Below are 15,738 nucleotides of genomic sequence, written 5' to 3' on the forward strand. Positions count from 1 at the left end.
CTCCGCCTGGGCGCAGGCGCAGCCAGGTCTTTGTACACCGCATTCAGGACAGACATGTCCGGTCATGATGGGTCCCCTCCCCGAGACAACTGCGAGCGATTATGCAGCCCCCCCCTGTCCGACAGGGGGACAGCAGTGCTCTCCAGCAGGCCATATCGGGACATTCGGATCAGGATGGAGGAGTTGTCCGAGGAGAGGCCCGAGGAGACCCGCCCATGGCCCAGGAAACGAGCCCGTCCCAGCTCGGCGGCGATCCCCTGCCGGGAGAGGGGCAGAGCCACCGTACGGTCCTCGTCGCGATCGGCGCACTGCTGCTCGGCATGCTGCTCGCCGCCCTCGACCAGACCATCGTCTCCACCGCCCTGCCGACCATCGTCAGCGAGCTCGGCGGCATGGAGCACCTCTCCTGGGTGGTCACGGCCTACATGCTGGCGTCCACGGCGGCCACCCCGCTCTGGGGCAAGCTCGGCGACCAGTACGGCCGCAAGAAGCTCTTCCAGGCCGCCATCGTCCTCTTCCTCATCGGCTCCGCCCTCTGCGGCATCGCCCAGAACATGCCGCAGCTCATCGCCTTCCGCGCCGTCCAGGGCCTCGGCGGCGGCGGCCTCATGGTCCTGTCGATGGCGATCGTCGGCGACCTCGTGTCCCCCCGCGAGCGTGGCAAGTACCAGGGCCTCTTCGGCGCCGTCTTCGGCGCCACCAGCGTCCTCGGCCCGCTGCTCGGCGGCCTCTTCACCGAGCACCTCTCCTGGCGCTGGGTCTTCTACATCAATCTGCCGATCGGCATCGTCGCCCTCTTCGTCATCGCCGCCGTGCTCCACATCCCGGTGCGCTCCACCCGGCACGCCATCGACTACCTCGGCACCTTCCTCATCGCCTCGGTCGCCACCTGCCTCGTCCTGGTGGCCTCCCTCGGCGGTACGACCTGGGCCTGGGGCTCGGCGCAGATCATCGGCCTCGCCGTCCTCGGAGCCGTACTCCTCGTCTGGTTCGTGTACGTCGAGCAGCGCGCCGCCGAACCCGTCCTGCCCCTGAAGCTGTTCCGGATCCGGACCTTCACCCTGGTCTCGGTCATCAGCTTCGTCGTCGGCTTCGCGATGTTCGGCGCGATGACCTACCTCCCGACCTTCCTCCAGGTGGTGCAGGGCGTCACCCCGACCATGTCCGGCGTCCACATGCTGCCCATGGTCCTCGGCATGCTGATCACCACGACCGCCTCCGGCCAGATCGTGTCCCGCACCGGCCGCTGGAAGGTCTTCCCGATCGCCGGCACGGCCCTCACCGCGCTCGGGCTGCTCCTCCTCAACGAGCTGACGGAGACCACCTCCACGTGGGAGATGAGCGTCTACTTCTTCGTCTTCGGCGCCGGGCTCGGCCTCGTCATGCAGGTCCTCGTCCTGGTCGTGCAGAACGCCGTCTCCTATGAGGACCTCGGCGTCGCCACCTCCGGAGCCACCTTCTTCCGCTCCATCGGCGCGTCCTTCGGCGTCGCCGTCTTCGGCACCATCTTCACCAGCCGGCTCACCCACAAACTCGACGACGTCTTCGCGAGCGCGGCGAGCGCCGGGGAGGAGCTCCCGCCCGGCATCGGACCCGAACAGGTCGCCGCCGACCCGCGCGCCATCGCCGAACTCCCGCCGGATCTCCGCCCCTCCGTCCTCCACGCGTACGCCACGTCCATCACCGACGTCTTCCTGTACGCGGCGCCGGTCGTCCTCGTCGCCTTCGTCGTCGCCTGGTTCCTCAAGGAGGACAAGCTGCGCGGCTCGGTCACGGCGCCCGACCCGAGCCAGACCCTCGCCTCGAACCCCGTCGAGCGCTCCTCGTACGACGAGTGCGCCCGCGCGCTCTCCGTCCTCGGCTCCCGGGAGGGCCGCAAGGCCATCTACGAGAAGATCACCGCCCGCGCCGGGCTCGACCTGCTGCCCGCCGCGAGCTGGCTGCTGCTGCGGATCCGCCGCCACGGCACCGTCGAACCCGCCCGGCTCGCCGAGACCACCCCCGTACCGCTGCGGGCGATCACGGAGGCGTCCCGGCAGGTGGAGGAGCGACGGCTCGCCACGCGGGAGGGCGTCCAGCTGTTCCTCACCGAGGAGGGCGTCCAGGCGGCGGTGAAGCTCGACAAGGCGCGGGAGGAGTCGCTCGCCGAACTCCTCGGCGACTGGTGGGGGCCGGACCGGCCCACCGACCTCGTGAAGCTGGTGGAGGAGCTGACGGCCGAGCTGAACGGCTCGGACGGGGAGCAGCCGCGCTCGCCCGAACCGCCCCGCGACCATCACGCCTAGGTGTGAACTCGGGCACAGCGCGCCCTGTATGACGGCCGCTCAGGGCCCGTCAGTAGGCTGTCCCCTCCAAGATCGCATCGCAGGGGGATGGGCAGGATGAACAGCGAAGAGCCACGTCAGCCGTACGGAGAGCACGGCGCGTACGGCGGAAACGGCGCGTACGGCGGAAACGGCGGTTACGTGGCGAACGGCGCGTACGGCACGCAGATGCCGGTCGCGCCGGCGCGCGCCACTTCGCACCGAGGGGCGTGGATCGGCGCGGGAGCCACGCTCGTGGCGGCGGTCATCGGTGTCGTCGGCGCGTACCTGATCAGCAGCAACAACAACAGCAACGCGAACCCCACCCCGCCCGCCGCGCAGGGCCCGGCGACCTCGGCCACCACACCCGGCGAGGACAACCAGGGTGGTGACGACGCCGCCCCCTCGGACGCGTCGCAGAGCCCGGAGTCCGCGGAGTCGGCGGGATCGACGGGGTCGACGGACTCCACTGAGTCGTCGGCTCCGACGACCGCCCCTCCCACCACCCCGCCCGGGAAGCCGGCCGGCACCGTCGCGTGGCAGGGCGCCCTGGCGATCATGTGGGCGGACGACAAGGATCTGGACTCCGCACCCCCCGTCGAGTCCGAGATCAACGAGGAGAACGACCTCTCCCTCTATCCGTTCGGCACCAGCTACATGCTCCAGCCCAAGAACAGGGTCAAGGCCCTGGTGTGGAAGGACACGGCGAAGGCGCCCACGTACGAGGACTGCGCCGGTGTCGTCGACACCCTGGGAACCTCGGCGGAGGTGAAGTTGAAGACGGGCCTGGCCCTCTGCGCGAGCACGAACGACGGGCGGCTCGCCCGGCTGACCGTCAAGGAACTGACCGGGCAGGGCTCCGACACGACCGGCGTCTTCGACGTCGTCGTCTGGACCCGCTGACCGTCCGTCCCCGACTCAGGGCTGCGGTCAGAGCTCCTTGCCGTACCAGACGTCCATGTACGGGCCCGTGCAGTACGCAGGGATCTCCCCGTACCCGTGCCGTGCGTACAGGGCGCGTGCCTCGACCAGGTCCAGGCGGGTGTTGAGGACCATCCGGCGGGCGCCGAGGCCGCGCGCCGCGTCCTCCAGCTCGCCGAGCAGGGCCGCGGCCCCGCCCAGGCCGCGGAAGGCGTGGCGCAGGAAGACCCGGGTCAGCTCGGCGCGCTCGCCGTCGAGCATCAGGACCCCGCCGCAGCCGGCCGCCTTGCCCTCGTACCGCGCGACGAGGAACTGCCCGGTCGGCGGGGTCAGCAGCTCGACCCCGTCGTTCGTGAGCCCCTCGTCGATCTCCGCGGTGGTCGCGGGCCGCTTCCAGTACCGGCTGGCGACATCGTCGTAGTAGTCGCGGCGCAGGGCGGTGGCGTCCGGGGTGTCGACGCGCTCGGGGGAGAAGTTCCAGGTCATGCGCGCCATTGTGCGGCGCGCACGACCCGGGACGCAGCTCAGTTCTTCGGGGACGCCTGCTGCACGACCTCGAACGACCAGAGAGTGGAACCGGAAGCCGCCGGCTTCGGCCGCTCGCCACCCTCACCGGCACCGGCACCACCACCGCCGTGCGCGGCCTTCATGGAGCCGTTCATCCAGTTCTGGAAGTCCTCCTCGCTGCGCCAGCGGGTGTAGACGAGGTACTGGTCGGTGCCCTCCAGCGGGCGCAGCAGCTCGAACCACTCGAAGCCGTCGGACCCCTCCACCGCCCCGGCGCGGGAGGCGAAGCGCTGCTCCAGGACCTCACGCTGCTCGGCCGGAACGGTCAGGACGTTGATCTTCACCACACTGGGCACACGACACCTCTCAGTTCAGTACGTGCCCGCAGTCTCCTACACGGACCCGTCGGGACGGTGTGAGGACCGGCCCGGGTGCGGCGCCGCCGGTGGGGAAGCCGTCATGATGCTGACAGACGTGGTACGGGCGAACAGGGGGCGGTCATGGTCGGGTTCGAGTCGGTGGATCGCGCGGGGGACGGCGCGAAGGACGGCGCGGGGGCGGTACGGGCGCTGGCGGCGCGCTGGCTGCCCCGGCTCGGGGACGGGGACTTCGTCGTGTCACCGGTCGGGTTGTGGATGGCCCTCGGGGCCGTCGCCTCCGGCGCGAGGGGCCGGACCGGGGAGGAGATGGCGGGGCTGCTCGGGGTCGAGGGGGAGGCCGCGGCCCGGGCCGTGACCGAGGCCGGGCGGTGGCTCGGCGGGACGGACGGGGTCGCGGTGGCGACCGGGGTGTGGAGCACGATGCCGGTGCTCGACGGCTTCCGGCACCGGCTGCCCGGGGTCGGGTTCGGGGCGCTGCCCGGAGCGGCCCACTTCGCCCTGCCCGACGCGGTCTTCGGCGCGACGGACGACATGTCGTGGGGGGAGGTCCCCGACGCCCAGGAGGAGCTCGACGCGTGGGTGCGGGTCGCCACGGGCGGCCGGATTCCGGTGCTGCCGCTCGAACTCGACGGGTCCGAGGACCTCGTCCTGCTCAACGCCCTGGCCCTGAAGGCCTCCTGGTTGACCGCCTTCCCCGCGCACCTCACCCGCGACGAGCCCTTCACCGACGGGAACGGCGACACCAGGCCCGTACCGACCATGCGGCAGCGGATTCCCGCCGGGTGGGTCTGGTACGCGGGCGGGGTCACCGTCGTCGAGCTGCCGTGCGACGGGGGCGGGGCCGGGGCCGGAGGCAGCCGGGTGCGGTTCGTGCTGGGGCGGGAAGGGGCCGGGCCCGGTGACGTGCTGCCCGCCGCCTGGGCCGGGGCCGCCGAACGGACGCCGCTCGCGGCCGACTCGGTCGATCTCGCCCTGCCGCGCTTCACGCTCCGTACGAAGACCGACGTCCGCCCGCATCTCGACGCCCTCGGAGTCCGTCTCGCCCTGCGGCCCGAGGCCGACTTCTCCGGGATCTCCGCCGCCGACCTGTACATCGACAAGGTCCTCCAGACGGCGCTGGTCGAGGTCGCCGAGGAGGGGGTCGAGGCGGCGGCCGTCACCCAGGTGACCATGACCCGGAGCGCGGCCGCGCCCCGCCCCACCGTGGTGGAGCGGATCGCCTTCGACCGGCCCTTCGGCGTCGTCGTCCTCGACGCGGCGGGCCAGGTGCCGCTGTTCGTGGGCTGGCGGCGCAGCGCGCCGGGGGGCTAACCCACCACGCGGGCGAGCAGCAGGCCGTCGTGGCCCTTCGTGCCGACCGTCTGGAACGCGGTCGCGTCCAGCCGGGGTTCGCGCGCCACCAGCTCGAACATCTCGCGGGTGCCGGTGATCGCCGGGTCGTCCGGGTTCGCGGTGGTGATCTTCCCGCCGCGCACCACGTTGTCGACGATGATCACCGTGCCCGGGCGGGACAGCTTCAGCGCCCACTCCACGTACCGCGGGTTGTTGACCTTGTCCGCGTCGATGAAGACGAGGTCGAAGGGGCCCGCGCCCTCCTCCTCCAGCTGCGGCAGGCTGTCCAGGGCCGCGCCCGTCCGGACCTCGACGATCTTGTCGAGGCCGGCGCGGGCGATGTTGGCGCGGGCGACGTCCGCGTGGGCGGGGTCGTACTCCAGGGTGATCAGCCGGCCGTCGGCGGGCAGGGCGCGCGCCAGCCAGATCGTGCTGTAGCCGCCGAGGGTGCCGATCTCCAGGATGTTCCGGGCGCCCTGCATCGCGGCGAGCAGGTGCAGGAGCTTGCCCTGGTTCGGGGCGACCGCGATCTCGGGCAGGCCGGCCGCCGTGGACGCGGCGAGCGCGCCGGTCAGCGCCTCGTCCGCGGGGGCGAGCAGCTCGGTGACGTAACGGTCGACGTCGTTCCACTGAGAGTTCGTCATGCGGTCGAACGTACACCTGGGGTGGCGTGGCACCGGGTCGGGCGCGGCCGGTGGAGGTCAGGCTCCCGGGCGTCCCGGCTCCCAGACGCCTGCCCCGGTTCGTGAGGCCGCCCCGGCTCCAGGGAGCCCCAATTCCGGCCGCCCCCGGCTCCCCCGCCTCACACCGACGTGCGGACCCTGAGTTCCTTCACCCCGTTCAGCCAGGCGGCCCGCAGCCGGCGGGGTTCGCCCACGAGCGTGAGGTCGGGCAGGACGTCCGCGATCGCGTTGAAGATCAGCTCGATCTCCTTGATGGCGAGGGACTTGCCGAGGCAGAAGTGCGGTCCGCCGCCGCCGAAGCCGAGGTGCGGGTTCGGGTCGCGGGTGATGTCGAAGCGCTCGGGGTCGGTGAAGACCTCGGGGTCGTTGTTGGCGGAGGAGTAGAAGAGGCCGACGCGGTCGCCCGCGCTGATCTTCTGCCCGCCGATCTCGGTGTCCTGGGTCGCCGTCCGCTGGAAGGAGACCACCGGGGTCCCCCAGCGCACGATCTCCTCGGCGGCGGTCGCCGGTCGCTCCCGCTTGAAGAGCTCCCACTGGTCGGGGTGGGTGAGGAAGGCGTGCATGCCGTGGCTGATGGCGTTGCGCGTGGTCTCGTTCCCGGCGACGGCGAGGAGGAGGACGAAGAGGCCGAACTCGTCGGAGGAGAGGTTGCCCTGGCCCTCGGCGGCGACCAGCTGGCTGACGATGTCGGCGGCCGGGCACTCCTTGCGGGCGGCGGCCATGGTCATCGCGTACCCGATGAGTTCCATGGCGGCCTCGGCGCCGACCTCTTCGGTGATGGCGTACTCGGGATCGTCGTACGCGATCATCTTGTTCGACCAGTCGAAGATCCGGGAGCGGTCCTCCTGGGGGACGCCGATGAGCTCGGCGATCGCCTGGAGGGGCAGTTCCACGGCGATCTGGGTGACGAAGTCGAAGCTGCCGTCGGGTCCTGCGCCCTGCCGGGCCTCCTCGGCGATGGCGCGGGCGCGGTCGCGCAGGACCGTCTCCAGGCTCCGGATCGCCCGGGGGGTGAAGCCGCGCTGGACGATCTGGCGGACCCGGGTGTGCTCAGGCGGGTCCATGTTGAGCATGATCAGCTTCTGGACGTCGATCTGCTCCTGGGCAATGCTCTCGTTGAAGCGGATCACGGCGGTGTTGAGGTTCGAGGAGAACAACTCCGGGTGCGTGGAGACGTACTTGACGTCCGCGTGACGCGTGACGGCCCAGTACCCCTCGTCCCTGAAGCCCGTGATGCCGGCCGGCTGCGGGCACCACCACACGGGGGCGGTCTTCCGCAGTTCGGCGAACTCCGGGAAGGGTATGCGCGTACGGAGGAGGTCGGGGTCGGTGGCGTCGAACCCTTCGGGGAGATGAGGGCAGGGCATCGGCAACACGCTCCATTATCCGATGATTATCTGATGGCCCATCAGAAACTGCCGGGAAAGTTAGTAACGAGTTCGCCAAGTAGCAAGAGGCGGAGCGAGAACTGTTGCGTCCCGGACCCTTGCGTACCCGAGGTAGCAGTCATAAGACTTGCACTCAGAACTAGAACGCGTACTAGTTCCCCAGGGACGCCGACCGGACGAGGTGCCGGGACACCTCGACCGGTCGAGGAGAGGACGAGCTCATGGCCGCGGAACCCGTCATCGTCGAAGCCGTACGCACCCCCATCGGCAAGCGCGGAGGCGCGCTCGCCAACCTCCATCCCGCCTACCTCCTGGGCGAGACCTACCGTGAACTCCTCGGCCGCACCGGCATCCACGCCGACTGCGTCGAACAGATCGTCGGCGGTACGGTCACCCACGCCGGCGAGCAGTCCATGAACCCGGCGCGCACCGCCTGGCTCGCCATGGGCCTGCCGTACGAGACGGCCGCCACCACCGTCGACTGTCAGTGCGGCTCCTCGCAGCAGGCCAGCCACATGGTCGCCAACATGGTCGCGGCCGGCGTCATCGACATCGGGATCAGCTGCGGGGTCGAGGCCATGTCCCGCGTCCCGCTCGGCTCCGGTTCCAAGCACGGCCCGGGCAAGCCGTTCCCCGACGAGTGGAACGTCGACCTGCCCAACCAGTTCGAGGCCGCCGAGCGCATCGCCCGCCGCCGCGGCCTCACCCGCGAGCGCGTCGACTCCCTCGGCCTCCTCTCGCAGGAACGGGCCGCGACCGCCTGGGCCGAGGAGCGGTACAAGCGCGAGACCTTCGCCGTCCAGGTCCCCACCACCGAGGCCGAACAGGCCGCGGGGCAGGGCATGTGGCGGCTCGTCGACCGGGACGAGGGCCTGCGCGACACCACCATGGAAGGCCTGGCCCGGCTCAAGCCCGTCATGCCGACCGCCGTCCACACCGCGGGGAACTCCTCCCAGATCTCCGACGGCGCCTCCGCGATCATGTGGGCCTCCAAGCGCATGGCCCGCGCCCTCAAGCTCCGCCCGCGCGCCCGGATCGTCGCCCAGGCCCTCGTCGGCGCCGACCCGCACTACCACCTCGACGGACCGGTCGACGCGACCCGCGCCGTCCTCGGCAAGGCCGGCATGTCGCTCAAGGACATCGACCTCGTCGAGATCAACGAGGCCTTCGCTTCGGTGGTGTTGAGCTGGGCGCAGGTCTTCGACCAGGACCTGGAGAAGGTCAACGTCAACGGCGGCGCCATCGCCCTCGGCCACCCGGTGGGAGCGACGGGCGCGCGGCTGATCACCACCGCCCTGCACGAACTGGAGCGCACCGACAAGGAGTTCGCGCTCATCACCATGTGCGCGGGCGGCGCGCTGGCGACCGGCACCATCATCCAGCGGCTGTAGCCGCGGGCTCACCCTCCCGCAGGTTCACGTACTCCGGCCGGCCCCGCTCGGCGGATCGGCCCCATCGGCGCGTTCTGCACGGGGTGCGGCGGCACGTGTTCCTCGTGGGCCGCCATGTCCCGGACGAAGTCGTTCGGGACGCCCCGGGCCGTGCGGCCGGAAAACGCCGCAGGCCCCGCCCCTCCGAGAGGAGGGCGGGGCCTTGCGGGTGCGCTGTGCGGCGGCAGGGACTTCTTAGTACCAGCCGTTGGCCTGCCAGAACGCCCAGGCGGCGTTCGGGGAGCCGTAGCGCTCGTTCATGTAGTTCAGGCCCCACTTGATCTGCGTGGCCGGGTTGGTCTTCCAGTCGGAACCGGCCGAGGACATCTTCGAGGCCGGCAGGGCCTGGACCAGGCCGTAGGCGCCGCTGGACGAGTTGGTCGCGCTGGGGTTCCAGCCGGACTCGTGGGTCACGATCTTGCTGAAGGACGCGTACTGCGAGGCGGGGACGATGTCACGAGCGAGCTCCTGCGGGCTGGCGGCCGAAACCGAGCCCGTCGTACCGAGCACCGCGCCCGACGCACCCAGCAGCACGGCTGCGGTGGCGGCGAAGGTCTTCTTGCGGGCGGCGATGCGGGTGGTGAGCGAGCTGATCAACGTTTCTACCTAACGTCGGGAACAAGGGTCGCGCCGGGCGATTTCGGCAAGCCGGAACCAGAGCCCGGGAGACCCGGGAACTGGGGGAACCGGCCGTCCGAGGCGCTGCGGTGAGCACCGGCTGCCTGGCGACGTCCTCTACAGAACCAGGGCCGGAGCGCCGACGCAACGACCCCCTGTACGAGGAAGGTTCGGACCCGGGCGGAACGGCCCAGGGGTGGGCTTGGGAGATTTCCGCAGGTCATGCCCGTATGTGGGGTGGTTTGGCCTAGTGTGTCTGGCTACTACGTCGACTCGTACGTGACGTAGGTCCTGTGGGGTGGCTCACCCGGAGAGGCCTTTTCCGGGCCTTCGAATGTGACCTGGGCCTCGAAGTTCGCCCGGCGAGTGGCACGGCGGAGCGCCTTCAGGAGCGTGGATCCGATGGTGAGGGTCAGGACGACGGTGAGGGCGGCGCGGCCGAGGTCCCAGCCGAGGGAGGTGGCGACGACATACGCGAGGAAGCGGACCAGGTTCTCGTGCAGCGGGGCGCCCGGCTCGAAGGAGATCCCGCTGCTCAGGCCCTGGAGCAGGACCCAGCCCTGGAGGTTCATGACCGTTCCGTACGCGAACGCCGCCACGAAGCCGTACGCGGAGAGCATCAGCAGCTCGCCCCTGCCCCGGAGCCGCTGCGGGGCGGGCAGCAGCCCGGCGCCCATCGTGAACCAGCCCATCGAGAGCATCTGGAACGGCATCCAGGGGCCCACCCCGCCCGTGAGCAGGGCCGACGCGAACATCGTCACCGAGCCGAGGACGAAGCCGAAGCCCGGGCCGAGGACCCGGCCGCTCAGCACCATCAGGAAGAACATCGGTTCGAGGCCCGCCGTCCCCGCCCCGAGCGGGCGGAGCGCGGCCCCCACGGCGGCGAGCACCCCCAGCATCGCGACGGCCTTCGCGTCCATCCCGCAGTCCGCGATCGTCGCGATCACGACCGCGACGAGGAGGGGCAGCAGGGCGGCGAAGAGCCAGGGCGCGTCCCCGGCGTGCGAGGTCACGGCCGAACCGGCGTCCGCGAAGAGCGGCCAGGTGAAGGCGGCGACCCCGATGAGGGACACCAGGACCAGCGCGGCGATCGAGCGCGGGCCGAGGCGGACGGGGCGGCCGCTCTTCGCTTGCCTCACAGCGCTGCCTCCACCTGTTCGACCGTGAGCCAGTGCTGCGGCGCGAGGATCTTGGCGACCTGCGGGGAGAAGGCGGGGGAGGAGACGACGACCTCGGCGGTCGGGCCGTCCGCGACCACCTCGCCGTCCGCGATGATCACCACCCGGTGGGCCAGCTCCGCCGCCAGCTCCACGTCGTGCGTGGCGAGGACGATCGCGTGACCGTCCGCCGCGAGGGTGCGCAGGTGCGCGACCAGCCGGGCCTTCGCCGCGTAGTCCAGACCGCGGGTCGGCTCGTCGAGGAGGAGGAGCGGCGGGCGGCCGGTCAGGGCCACGGCCAGCGCGAGCGCGAGCCGCTGCCCCTCGGACAGGTCCCGGGGGTGCGTGTCGTCGCCCACCCCCGGCAGCAGCTCGGACACCAGGGCCCGGCAGGTCCCGGGCGCCGCGCCCGCGTCCGCGTCGGCCGCCGCGCACTCGGCGGCGACGGTGTCCGCGTACAGCAGATCCCTCGGCTCCTGCGGGACGAGGCCGACCCGGCGGATCAGGTCGCGAGGGGCGGTGGTGTGGGGGGTGCGGCCGGCGACGCGGACGGTGCCGGAGGTCGGCGGGATCATGCCGACGAGGGTGGAGAGGAAGGTGGACTTGCCCGCGCCGTTCCGCCCCATGAGCGCGACGGTCTCGCCGGCGTCGACCCGGAGGTCGATGCGGCGGAGGGCTTCGACGCGGCCGCGCCGCACGCCGAGGCCTTCGGCGAGGGCGAGGGGGGAGGTGGGAGTGGGGTCGGTCGGGTGGGTGCGGCGCCGTCGGAAGAGGGAGATTCCCCCACCCCGCCCCTTCCCGAAACCGGGGGCACTGCCCCCGGACCCCCGCGCCTCAAACGCCGGCGGGGCTGAAATGGCTCCCTGGGCGAAGGAGTCCCCCCGCGGCGGGGCCGCGCTCCCGCCGGGCAGGGCTTCGCCCGCCATGGAGCGGGGCGAATCCAGCCCGTCCGGCGTTTGAGGACCGGGGTCCGGGGCGGAGCCCCGGTTTCGGGAAGGGGTGGGGTGGGGGTGGAGCCCCGCAGGGTCCCCGGCCTCCGCCCGGGCCGCCAGCCGCTCCTTCAGCGCGCCCGCCCGCCGCCGTGCGTCCCGCACCGTCAGTGGCAGGGGGGACCAGCCCGCGAGACGGCCCAGGGCCACCACCGGCGGGTGGACCGGGGAGACCGCCATGATCTCGGCCGGCGGGCCCATGACGCCGTCCGGCAGGAGGATGACCTGGTCCGCGTACTGGACGACCCGCTCCAGGCGGTGCTCCGCCAGGAGGACCGTCGTGCCCAGGTCGTGGACCAGGCGCTGGAGCACCGCCAGGACGTCCTCCGCCGCCGACGGGTCCAGCGCGGACGTCGGCTCGTCGAGGACGAGGACCTTGGGGTGCGGGGTGAGGACCGAGCCGATCGCGACGCGCTGCCGCTGCCCGCCGGAGAGCGTGGCGATCGGGCGGTCGCGGAGCTCCGCCAGGCCGAGGAGGTCGAGCGTCTCCTCCACCCGGCGCCGCATGACGGCCGGTGCCAGACCCAGGGACTCCATCCCGTACGCGAGCTCGTCCTCGACCGTGTCCGTCACGAAGTGTGCCGACGGGTCCTGCCCGACCGTGCCCACCACGTCCGCCAGCTCGCGCGGCGGATGCGTGCGGGTGTCCCGGCCGTCGACCGTCACCCGGCCGGTCAGGGTGCCGCCCGTGAAGTGCGGGACGAGGCCGGAGACCGCCCCGAGCAGCGTCGACTTGCCGACGCCGGACGGGCCGACGAGCAGGACGAGCTCACCCTCGGGGACGGTGAGGTTCACGTTCCGCAGCGTGGGCTCGGCGCCGTCTCCGTCCTCGTACCTCACCGAGACGTTCTCGAAGCGGATCACGTGCTCTCCTTGGCGACGGCGTCCCGGCGGGGAACGGACTCCTGCGGTACGGGGGCCACGAACGCCGGGACCAGGCCCACCAGGATCGAGAGGGCCGGCAGGAGCGGCAGCTCCGGCGCCTCCAGGGGGACGACCCCCGGGTGCAGCGCCTCCGGTGCGTACGCGTTCGCCCAGATCATCAGCACCGCGACCGCCACCCCCGAGCCCGCGACCAGCCAGGCCCGCACGCCCCAGCGGTCGGGCCGGTACCGGGTCCGTACGGTCCGCAGCCCGCCGAGCCGGAGCCCCGCCATCGCCGCGAGGAGCCCGGCGGCGAGCAGCGGCAGCCCGTACCGCGCGCCCTCCGCCGCGAGCAGCCCGTACGAACCGGCGCAGACGCCGAGCAGCCCGCCCAGGGTCAGCGCGTTCGTCGTACGGCGCACGGACGCGGGGACCTGGGCCGTCCGGCCGTAACCCCGCGCGTCCATCGAGGCCGCCACCGCGATCGACCGCTCAAGCGCTCCTTCGAGCACCGGCAGACCGATCTGGAGCACCGCCCTGACCCCACCCGTGGGGCGGCCCCGGAGGCGGCGGGCGGTACGCAGCCGGACCACGTCGGCGACCATGTTCGGCGCGAAGGTCATCGCCACGACGACGGCGACCCCGGCCTCGTACAGGGCCCCCGGCAGCGACTTGAGGAGTCGCGCCGGGTTGGCCAGCGCGTTCGCCGCGCCCACGCAGATCAGCAGGGTGGCCAGTTTCGCGCCGTCGTAGAGGGCGAAGACCAGCTGCTCGGCGGTGACCCGGCCGCCGATCCGTACCCCTTGCGCCCAGTCGGGCAGCGGCACCTCGGGCAGCGTGAACAGGACGTGCGTCCCCGGGATGGGGGAGCCGAGCAGCAGCGAGAAGACGACCCGCAGGAAGACGACGAACAGACCGAGCTTCACGAACGCCCCGTACGAACGCGCCCAGGGCGCGTCCGTACGCCGGGCCGCCACGACATACCCGGCGACCCCGACGAGCAGACCGAGCAGCAGCGGGTTGGTGGTGCGCGAGGCGGCGACGGCCAGGCCGAGCGCCCACACCCACCAGGCACCGGCGTGGAGGGCGTTCGACCGGTTCGCCACGGGGGCCGCGAACGTCCTGCGGCTACGGGCGGGGCTCATGCGGGGCTCATCCGCGACGGCGGGCCTTCCAGATCGCGGCGCCGCCGAGCGCGAGCACGGCCGCCCCGCCGGCGAGCACGCCGAAGGACGGGCCCCCACCGCTCTCCGAGCCGGAGGCAGCGGTGGTGGGGGCGGGGGAAGCCGACGACGGGGCCGGCTGCTCCTCGCCCTCCGCGACCTGCTCGCCACAGCCCCGCGCCGGATACCCGGCGATCCCGCACAGCATCGCCGCGCCGTCGTACCGCAGCGGCTTCGCCACCTCGGCCAGGGCCTCCGCGCCCGTCGCGTCCTCACGGACCTGCACGCAGCCGGTCGTGACCGGCTTCCCCGGCGGCTTCTCGCCGGGCGGGGCGTCCTGCGGACCGCCGAAGTCGACGACGACCGCGATCCGCTTGCTGCCGTCCTTCTTCTCCACGCCCGCGCAGATCCCCGGGAAGTCGGGGGCGGCGGAGGGCTTGGAGGTGTCGCTCGTGCCCTGGCTGAGCGCGAAGCGGAAGCCGATGGCGTCGCCGTCGGCGGGGCGGGCGGTCGCCGGTCCCTGCGTGGCGTACGTCCAGGACGTCCCGCCGTCGCTCTCCCAGAACGACCAGTAGCGGTACCCGGCGGCCTGCGCGGGGGCGGCGGCGACGGCGGTGAGCGTGAGGAGCGCCCCGGCAGCGGCGCCCGCGATTCGAGAGACGCCGCCCCTTCGGACTGTCGTCACTTCTCGCGTCACTTCTTGCGGCCGCTCACGAGGAAGCCGATGCCGACGCCGACGACCATGCCGATGCCGATGATCCACCAGATGTCGAAGCCGGACTCCTCGTCGTCGCTCGTGGTCGCGGCGGACGTGTCCGGGCTCTTGGGCGCCGGGCCGAGGGCGTTGAGTTGCTCGACCAGGTCGGCCGAGCCGAACTCGCGCGGGTCGTTCTCCGTCGCGCGGGCGGCCAGGATCAGCTGCGCGTAGGCGGCGGGGCCGCTCTCCTTGGCCCAGGCGGCGGAGTTCTTCTCCAGCCACTCGACCGAGGGCTGGGCCTCCTTGGTGGCACCGGCCGCGGCGAGTGCCACGACCGCGTCGGCGGTGTTGCCGATGTCCGGCTTCTCCGTCGTGTCGGTGGCGCCGGGCATCGGCGGGGCGGTGAGGTGGCCGGTCTTCGCGAGGGCCTTCGCCAGGTAGGAGGCGCCGTTGAGGGCGGCCCGCTCGACGGTCGGCTTCGTCAGGTCCTGGCAGGTCGGGGCCTGCTCGGGGGAGGCCTTGGTGGAGACGACGCTCTTGCCGAGCCCGGCGAGGGTGGCCGCGGCGGTGGCGTCCGCGTTGGCGAGGAGCTTGCCGGTCTTGTCGGGCTGGTACGCGAAGGCGCCGGCGCCGGCCTTGTCGGAGCAGGGCACCGCGAAGGTGAGGAGCGCGTCGTAGGGGGTGCGGCCCTCGGCGGAGGTGAAGGAGCCGGGCCGCACGCCGGTCGCGGCGAGGGCGCCGGCGATGACCGAGGTGGAGTTGGCGTCGCTGGGCCCGCCGCCGGGGATGTAGCCCCAGCCGCCGTCCTTGTTCTGCACGGACCGCAGCCAGTCGTGGCCGGCCTTGACGGCCTTGTCGGCCTTCTCCGGGGCGGCGGCCTGGCGGCGGACGGCGCCGAGCGCCTGGACGGCGAGGGCGGTGGCGTTGGTGTCCCGCATGGTCTTCGCGTCGCAGGGCTTGGTCGCGTCCGCGCGGTAGGAGCTGAAGGAACCGTCGGCGCACTGCTGGCCGAGGAGCCAGTCCACGGCCTGGTCGGCGGGCTGGAAGCCGGTGCCGCGCTGGGCGAGGAAGGCGAGCGACTGGCGCCACACACCGTCGTACGTCGGGTCCTTCGTGCCGTACAGACCGGGCGCCAGGGCGCCGGTCGACGGGGTCGGGGAGGGCGCGGCGGCGGCCGGAAGGGCCGCTCCGGTGCCGAGTACGACTGCGGCGGCGGCGAGCGCGGCGGCGCCGCGGCGGACGGTGTTCATGGGGCCCTCTCCTGCGGCCGGGCACCGGCACGCCTCAGGGGCACCAGGCTCCGGCT

14 protein-coding genes are annotated in these 15,738 nt (G+C 72.5%); 4 read left to right on the forward strand and 10 right to left on the reverse strand.

Translation table 11 applies throughout. The features are described 5' to 3' along the window. Window positions 1-215 precede the first annotated feature (215 nt). Both ACIBG6_RS12550 and ACIBG6_RS12555 read left to right on the forward strand, forming a co-directional pair. Entirely contained in the window at window positions 216-2,285 is a 2,070-nt protein-coding gene (locus ACIBG6_RS12550) for a DHA2 family efflux MFS transporter permease subunit (protein WP_399222554.1), read from the forward strand. A gap of 96 nt (window positions 2,286-2,381) precedes the next feature. Further along, on the forward strand, window positions 2,382-3,206 hold the full coding sequence (locus tag ACIBG6_RS12555) for a hypothetical protein (RefSeq protein WP_399222555.1): 825 nt from the start codon (window positions 2,382-2,384) through the stop codon (window positions 3,204-3,206). Between the two features lie 27 nt (window positions 3,207-3,233). On the opposite strand, the gene ACIBG6_RS12560 is transcribed toward ACIBG6_RS12555, so the two are convergent. Both ACIBG6_RS12560 and ACIBG6_RS12565 read right to left on the reverse strand, forming a co-directional pair. After that, on the reverse strand, window positions 3,234-3,719 hold the full coding sequence (locus ACIBG6_RS12560; RefSeq protein WP_399222556.1) for a GNAT family N-acetyltransferase: 486 nt from the start codon (window positions 3,717-3,719) through the stop codon (window positions 3,234-3,236). 29 nt (window positions 3,720-3,748) lie between these two features. Next, on the reverse strand, window positions 3,749-4,087 hold the full coding sequence (locus ACIBG6_RS12565) for an antibiotic biosynthesis monooxygenase (RefSeq protein WP_317594610.1): 339 nt from the start codon (window positions 4,085-4,087) through the stop codon (window positions 3,749-3,751). A gap of 144 nt (window positions 4,088-4,231) precedes the next feature. Here ACIBG6_RS12565 and ACIBG6_RS12570 point away from each other — a divergent pair, with 144 nt between their 5' ends. Then, complete coding sequence (locus ACIBG6_RS12570; protein WP_399222557.1) at window positions 4,232-5,422, forward strand: serpin family protein; 1,191 nt, start codon at window positions 4,232-4,234, stop codon at window positions 5,420-5,422. Here the strand turns inward: ACIBG6_RS12570 and ACIBG6_RS12575 are convergent. Together ACIBG6_RS12575 and ACIBG6_RS12580 are read right to left on the reverse strand one after the other, a co-directional pair. Further along, a complete protein-coding gene (locus tag ACIBG6_RS12575; RefSeq protein ID WP_399222558.1) occupies window positions 5,419-6,087 on the reverse strand; it encodes an O-methyltransferase in 669 nt (222 codons plus the stop codon). The genes ACIBG6_RS12570 and ACIBG6_RS12575 overlap by 4 nt on opposite strands. Window positions 6,088-6,245: 158 nt before the next feature. Further along, window positions 6,246-7,493: a cytochrome P450 gene (locus ACIBG6_RS12580; RefSeq protein ID WP_399222559.1), complete on the reverse strand. Its 1,248-nt coding sequence runs from the start codon at window positions 7,491-7,493 to the stop codon at window positions 6,246-6,248. Window positions 7,494-7,735: 242 nt separating this feature from the next. Here ACIBG6_RS12580 and ACIBG6_RS12585 point away from each other — a divergent pair, with 242 nt between their 5' ends. Further along, window positions 7,736-8,905, forward strand: coding sequence for a steroid 3-ketoacyl-CoA thiolase (locus ACIBG6_RS12585; RefSeq protein WP_317594604.1), 1,170 nt, complete (start codon window positions 7,736-7,738; stop codon window positions 8,903-8,905). 234 nt (window positions 8,906-9,139) lie between these two features. On the opposite strand, the gene ACIBG6_RS12590 is transcribed toward ACIBG6_RS12585, so the two are convergent. The 6 genes from ACIBG6_RS12590 to ACIBG6_RS12615 form a co-directional block, all read right to left on the reverse strand. Next, window positions 9,140-9,541, reverse strand: coding sequence for a transglycosylase SLT domain-containing protein (locus ACIBG6_RS12590; RefSeq protein WP_399222560.1), 402 nt, complete (start codon window positions 9,539-9,541; stop codon window positions 9,140-9,142). Window positions 9,542-9,825: 284 nt separating this feature from the next. Then, a complete protein-coding gene (locus ACIBG6_RS12595) occupies window positions 9,826-10,701 on the reverse strand; it encodes an ECF transporter S component (RefSeq protein ID WP_399222561.1) in 876 nt (291 codons plus the stop codon). Beyond that, on the reverse strand, window positions 10,698-12,572 hold the full coding sequence (locus ACIBG6_RS12600) for an ABC transporter ATP-binding protein (protein ID WP_399222562.1): 1,875 nt from the start codon (window positions 12,570-12,572) through the stop codon (window positions 10,698-10,700). Before ACIBG6_RS12600 ends, ACIBG6_RS12595 begins: the two co-directional genes overlap by 4 nt. Further along, window positions 12,569-13,717: an energy-coupling factor transporter transmembrane component T gene (locus ACIBG6_RS12605; RefSeq protein WP_399222563.1), complete on the reverse strand. Its 1,149-nt coding sequence runs from the start codon at window positions 13,715-13,717 to the stop codon at window positions 12,569-12,571. The genes ACIBG6_RS12600 and ACIBG6_RS12605 overlap by 4 nt, the downstream gene beginning before the upstream one ends. 7 nt (window positions 13,718-13,724) lie before the next feature. Next, window positions 13,725-14,420 (reverse strand): SCO2322 family protein, encoded by a 696-nt coding sequence (locus ACIBG6_RS12610; protein WP_399222564.1) that lies wholly within the window; start codon window positions 14,418-14,420, stop codon window positions 13,725-13,727. Window positions 14,421-14,428: 8 nt separating this feature from the next. Further along, on the reverse strand, window positions 14,429-15,682 hold the full coding sequence (locus ACIBG6_RS12615) for a prenyltransferase/squalene oxidase repeat-containing protein (protein WP_399222565.1): 1,254 nt from the start codon (window positions 15,680-15,682) through the stop codon (window positions 14,429-14,431). Window positions 15,683-15,738 lie beyond the last annotated feature (56 nt).

It is taken from the genome of Streptomyces sp. NPDC050842 (genome assembly GCF_044456565.1).
GTDB lineage: Bacteria > Actinomycetota > Actinomycetes > Streptomycetales > Streptomycetaceae > Streptomyces.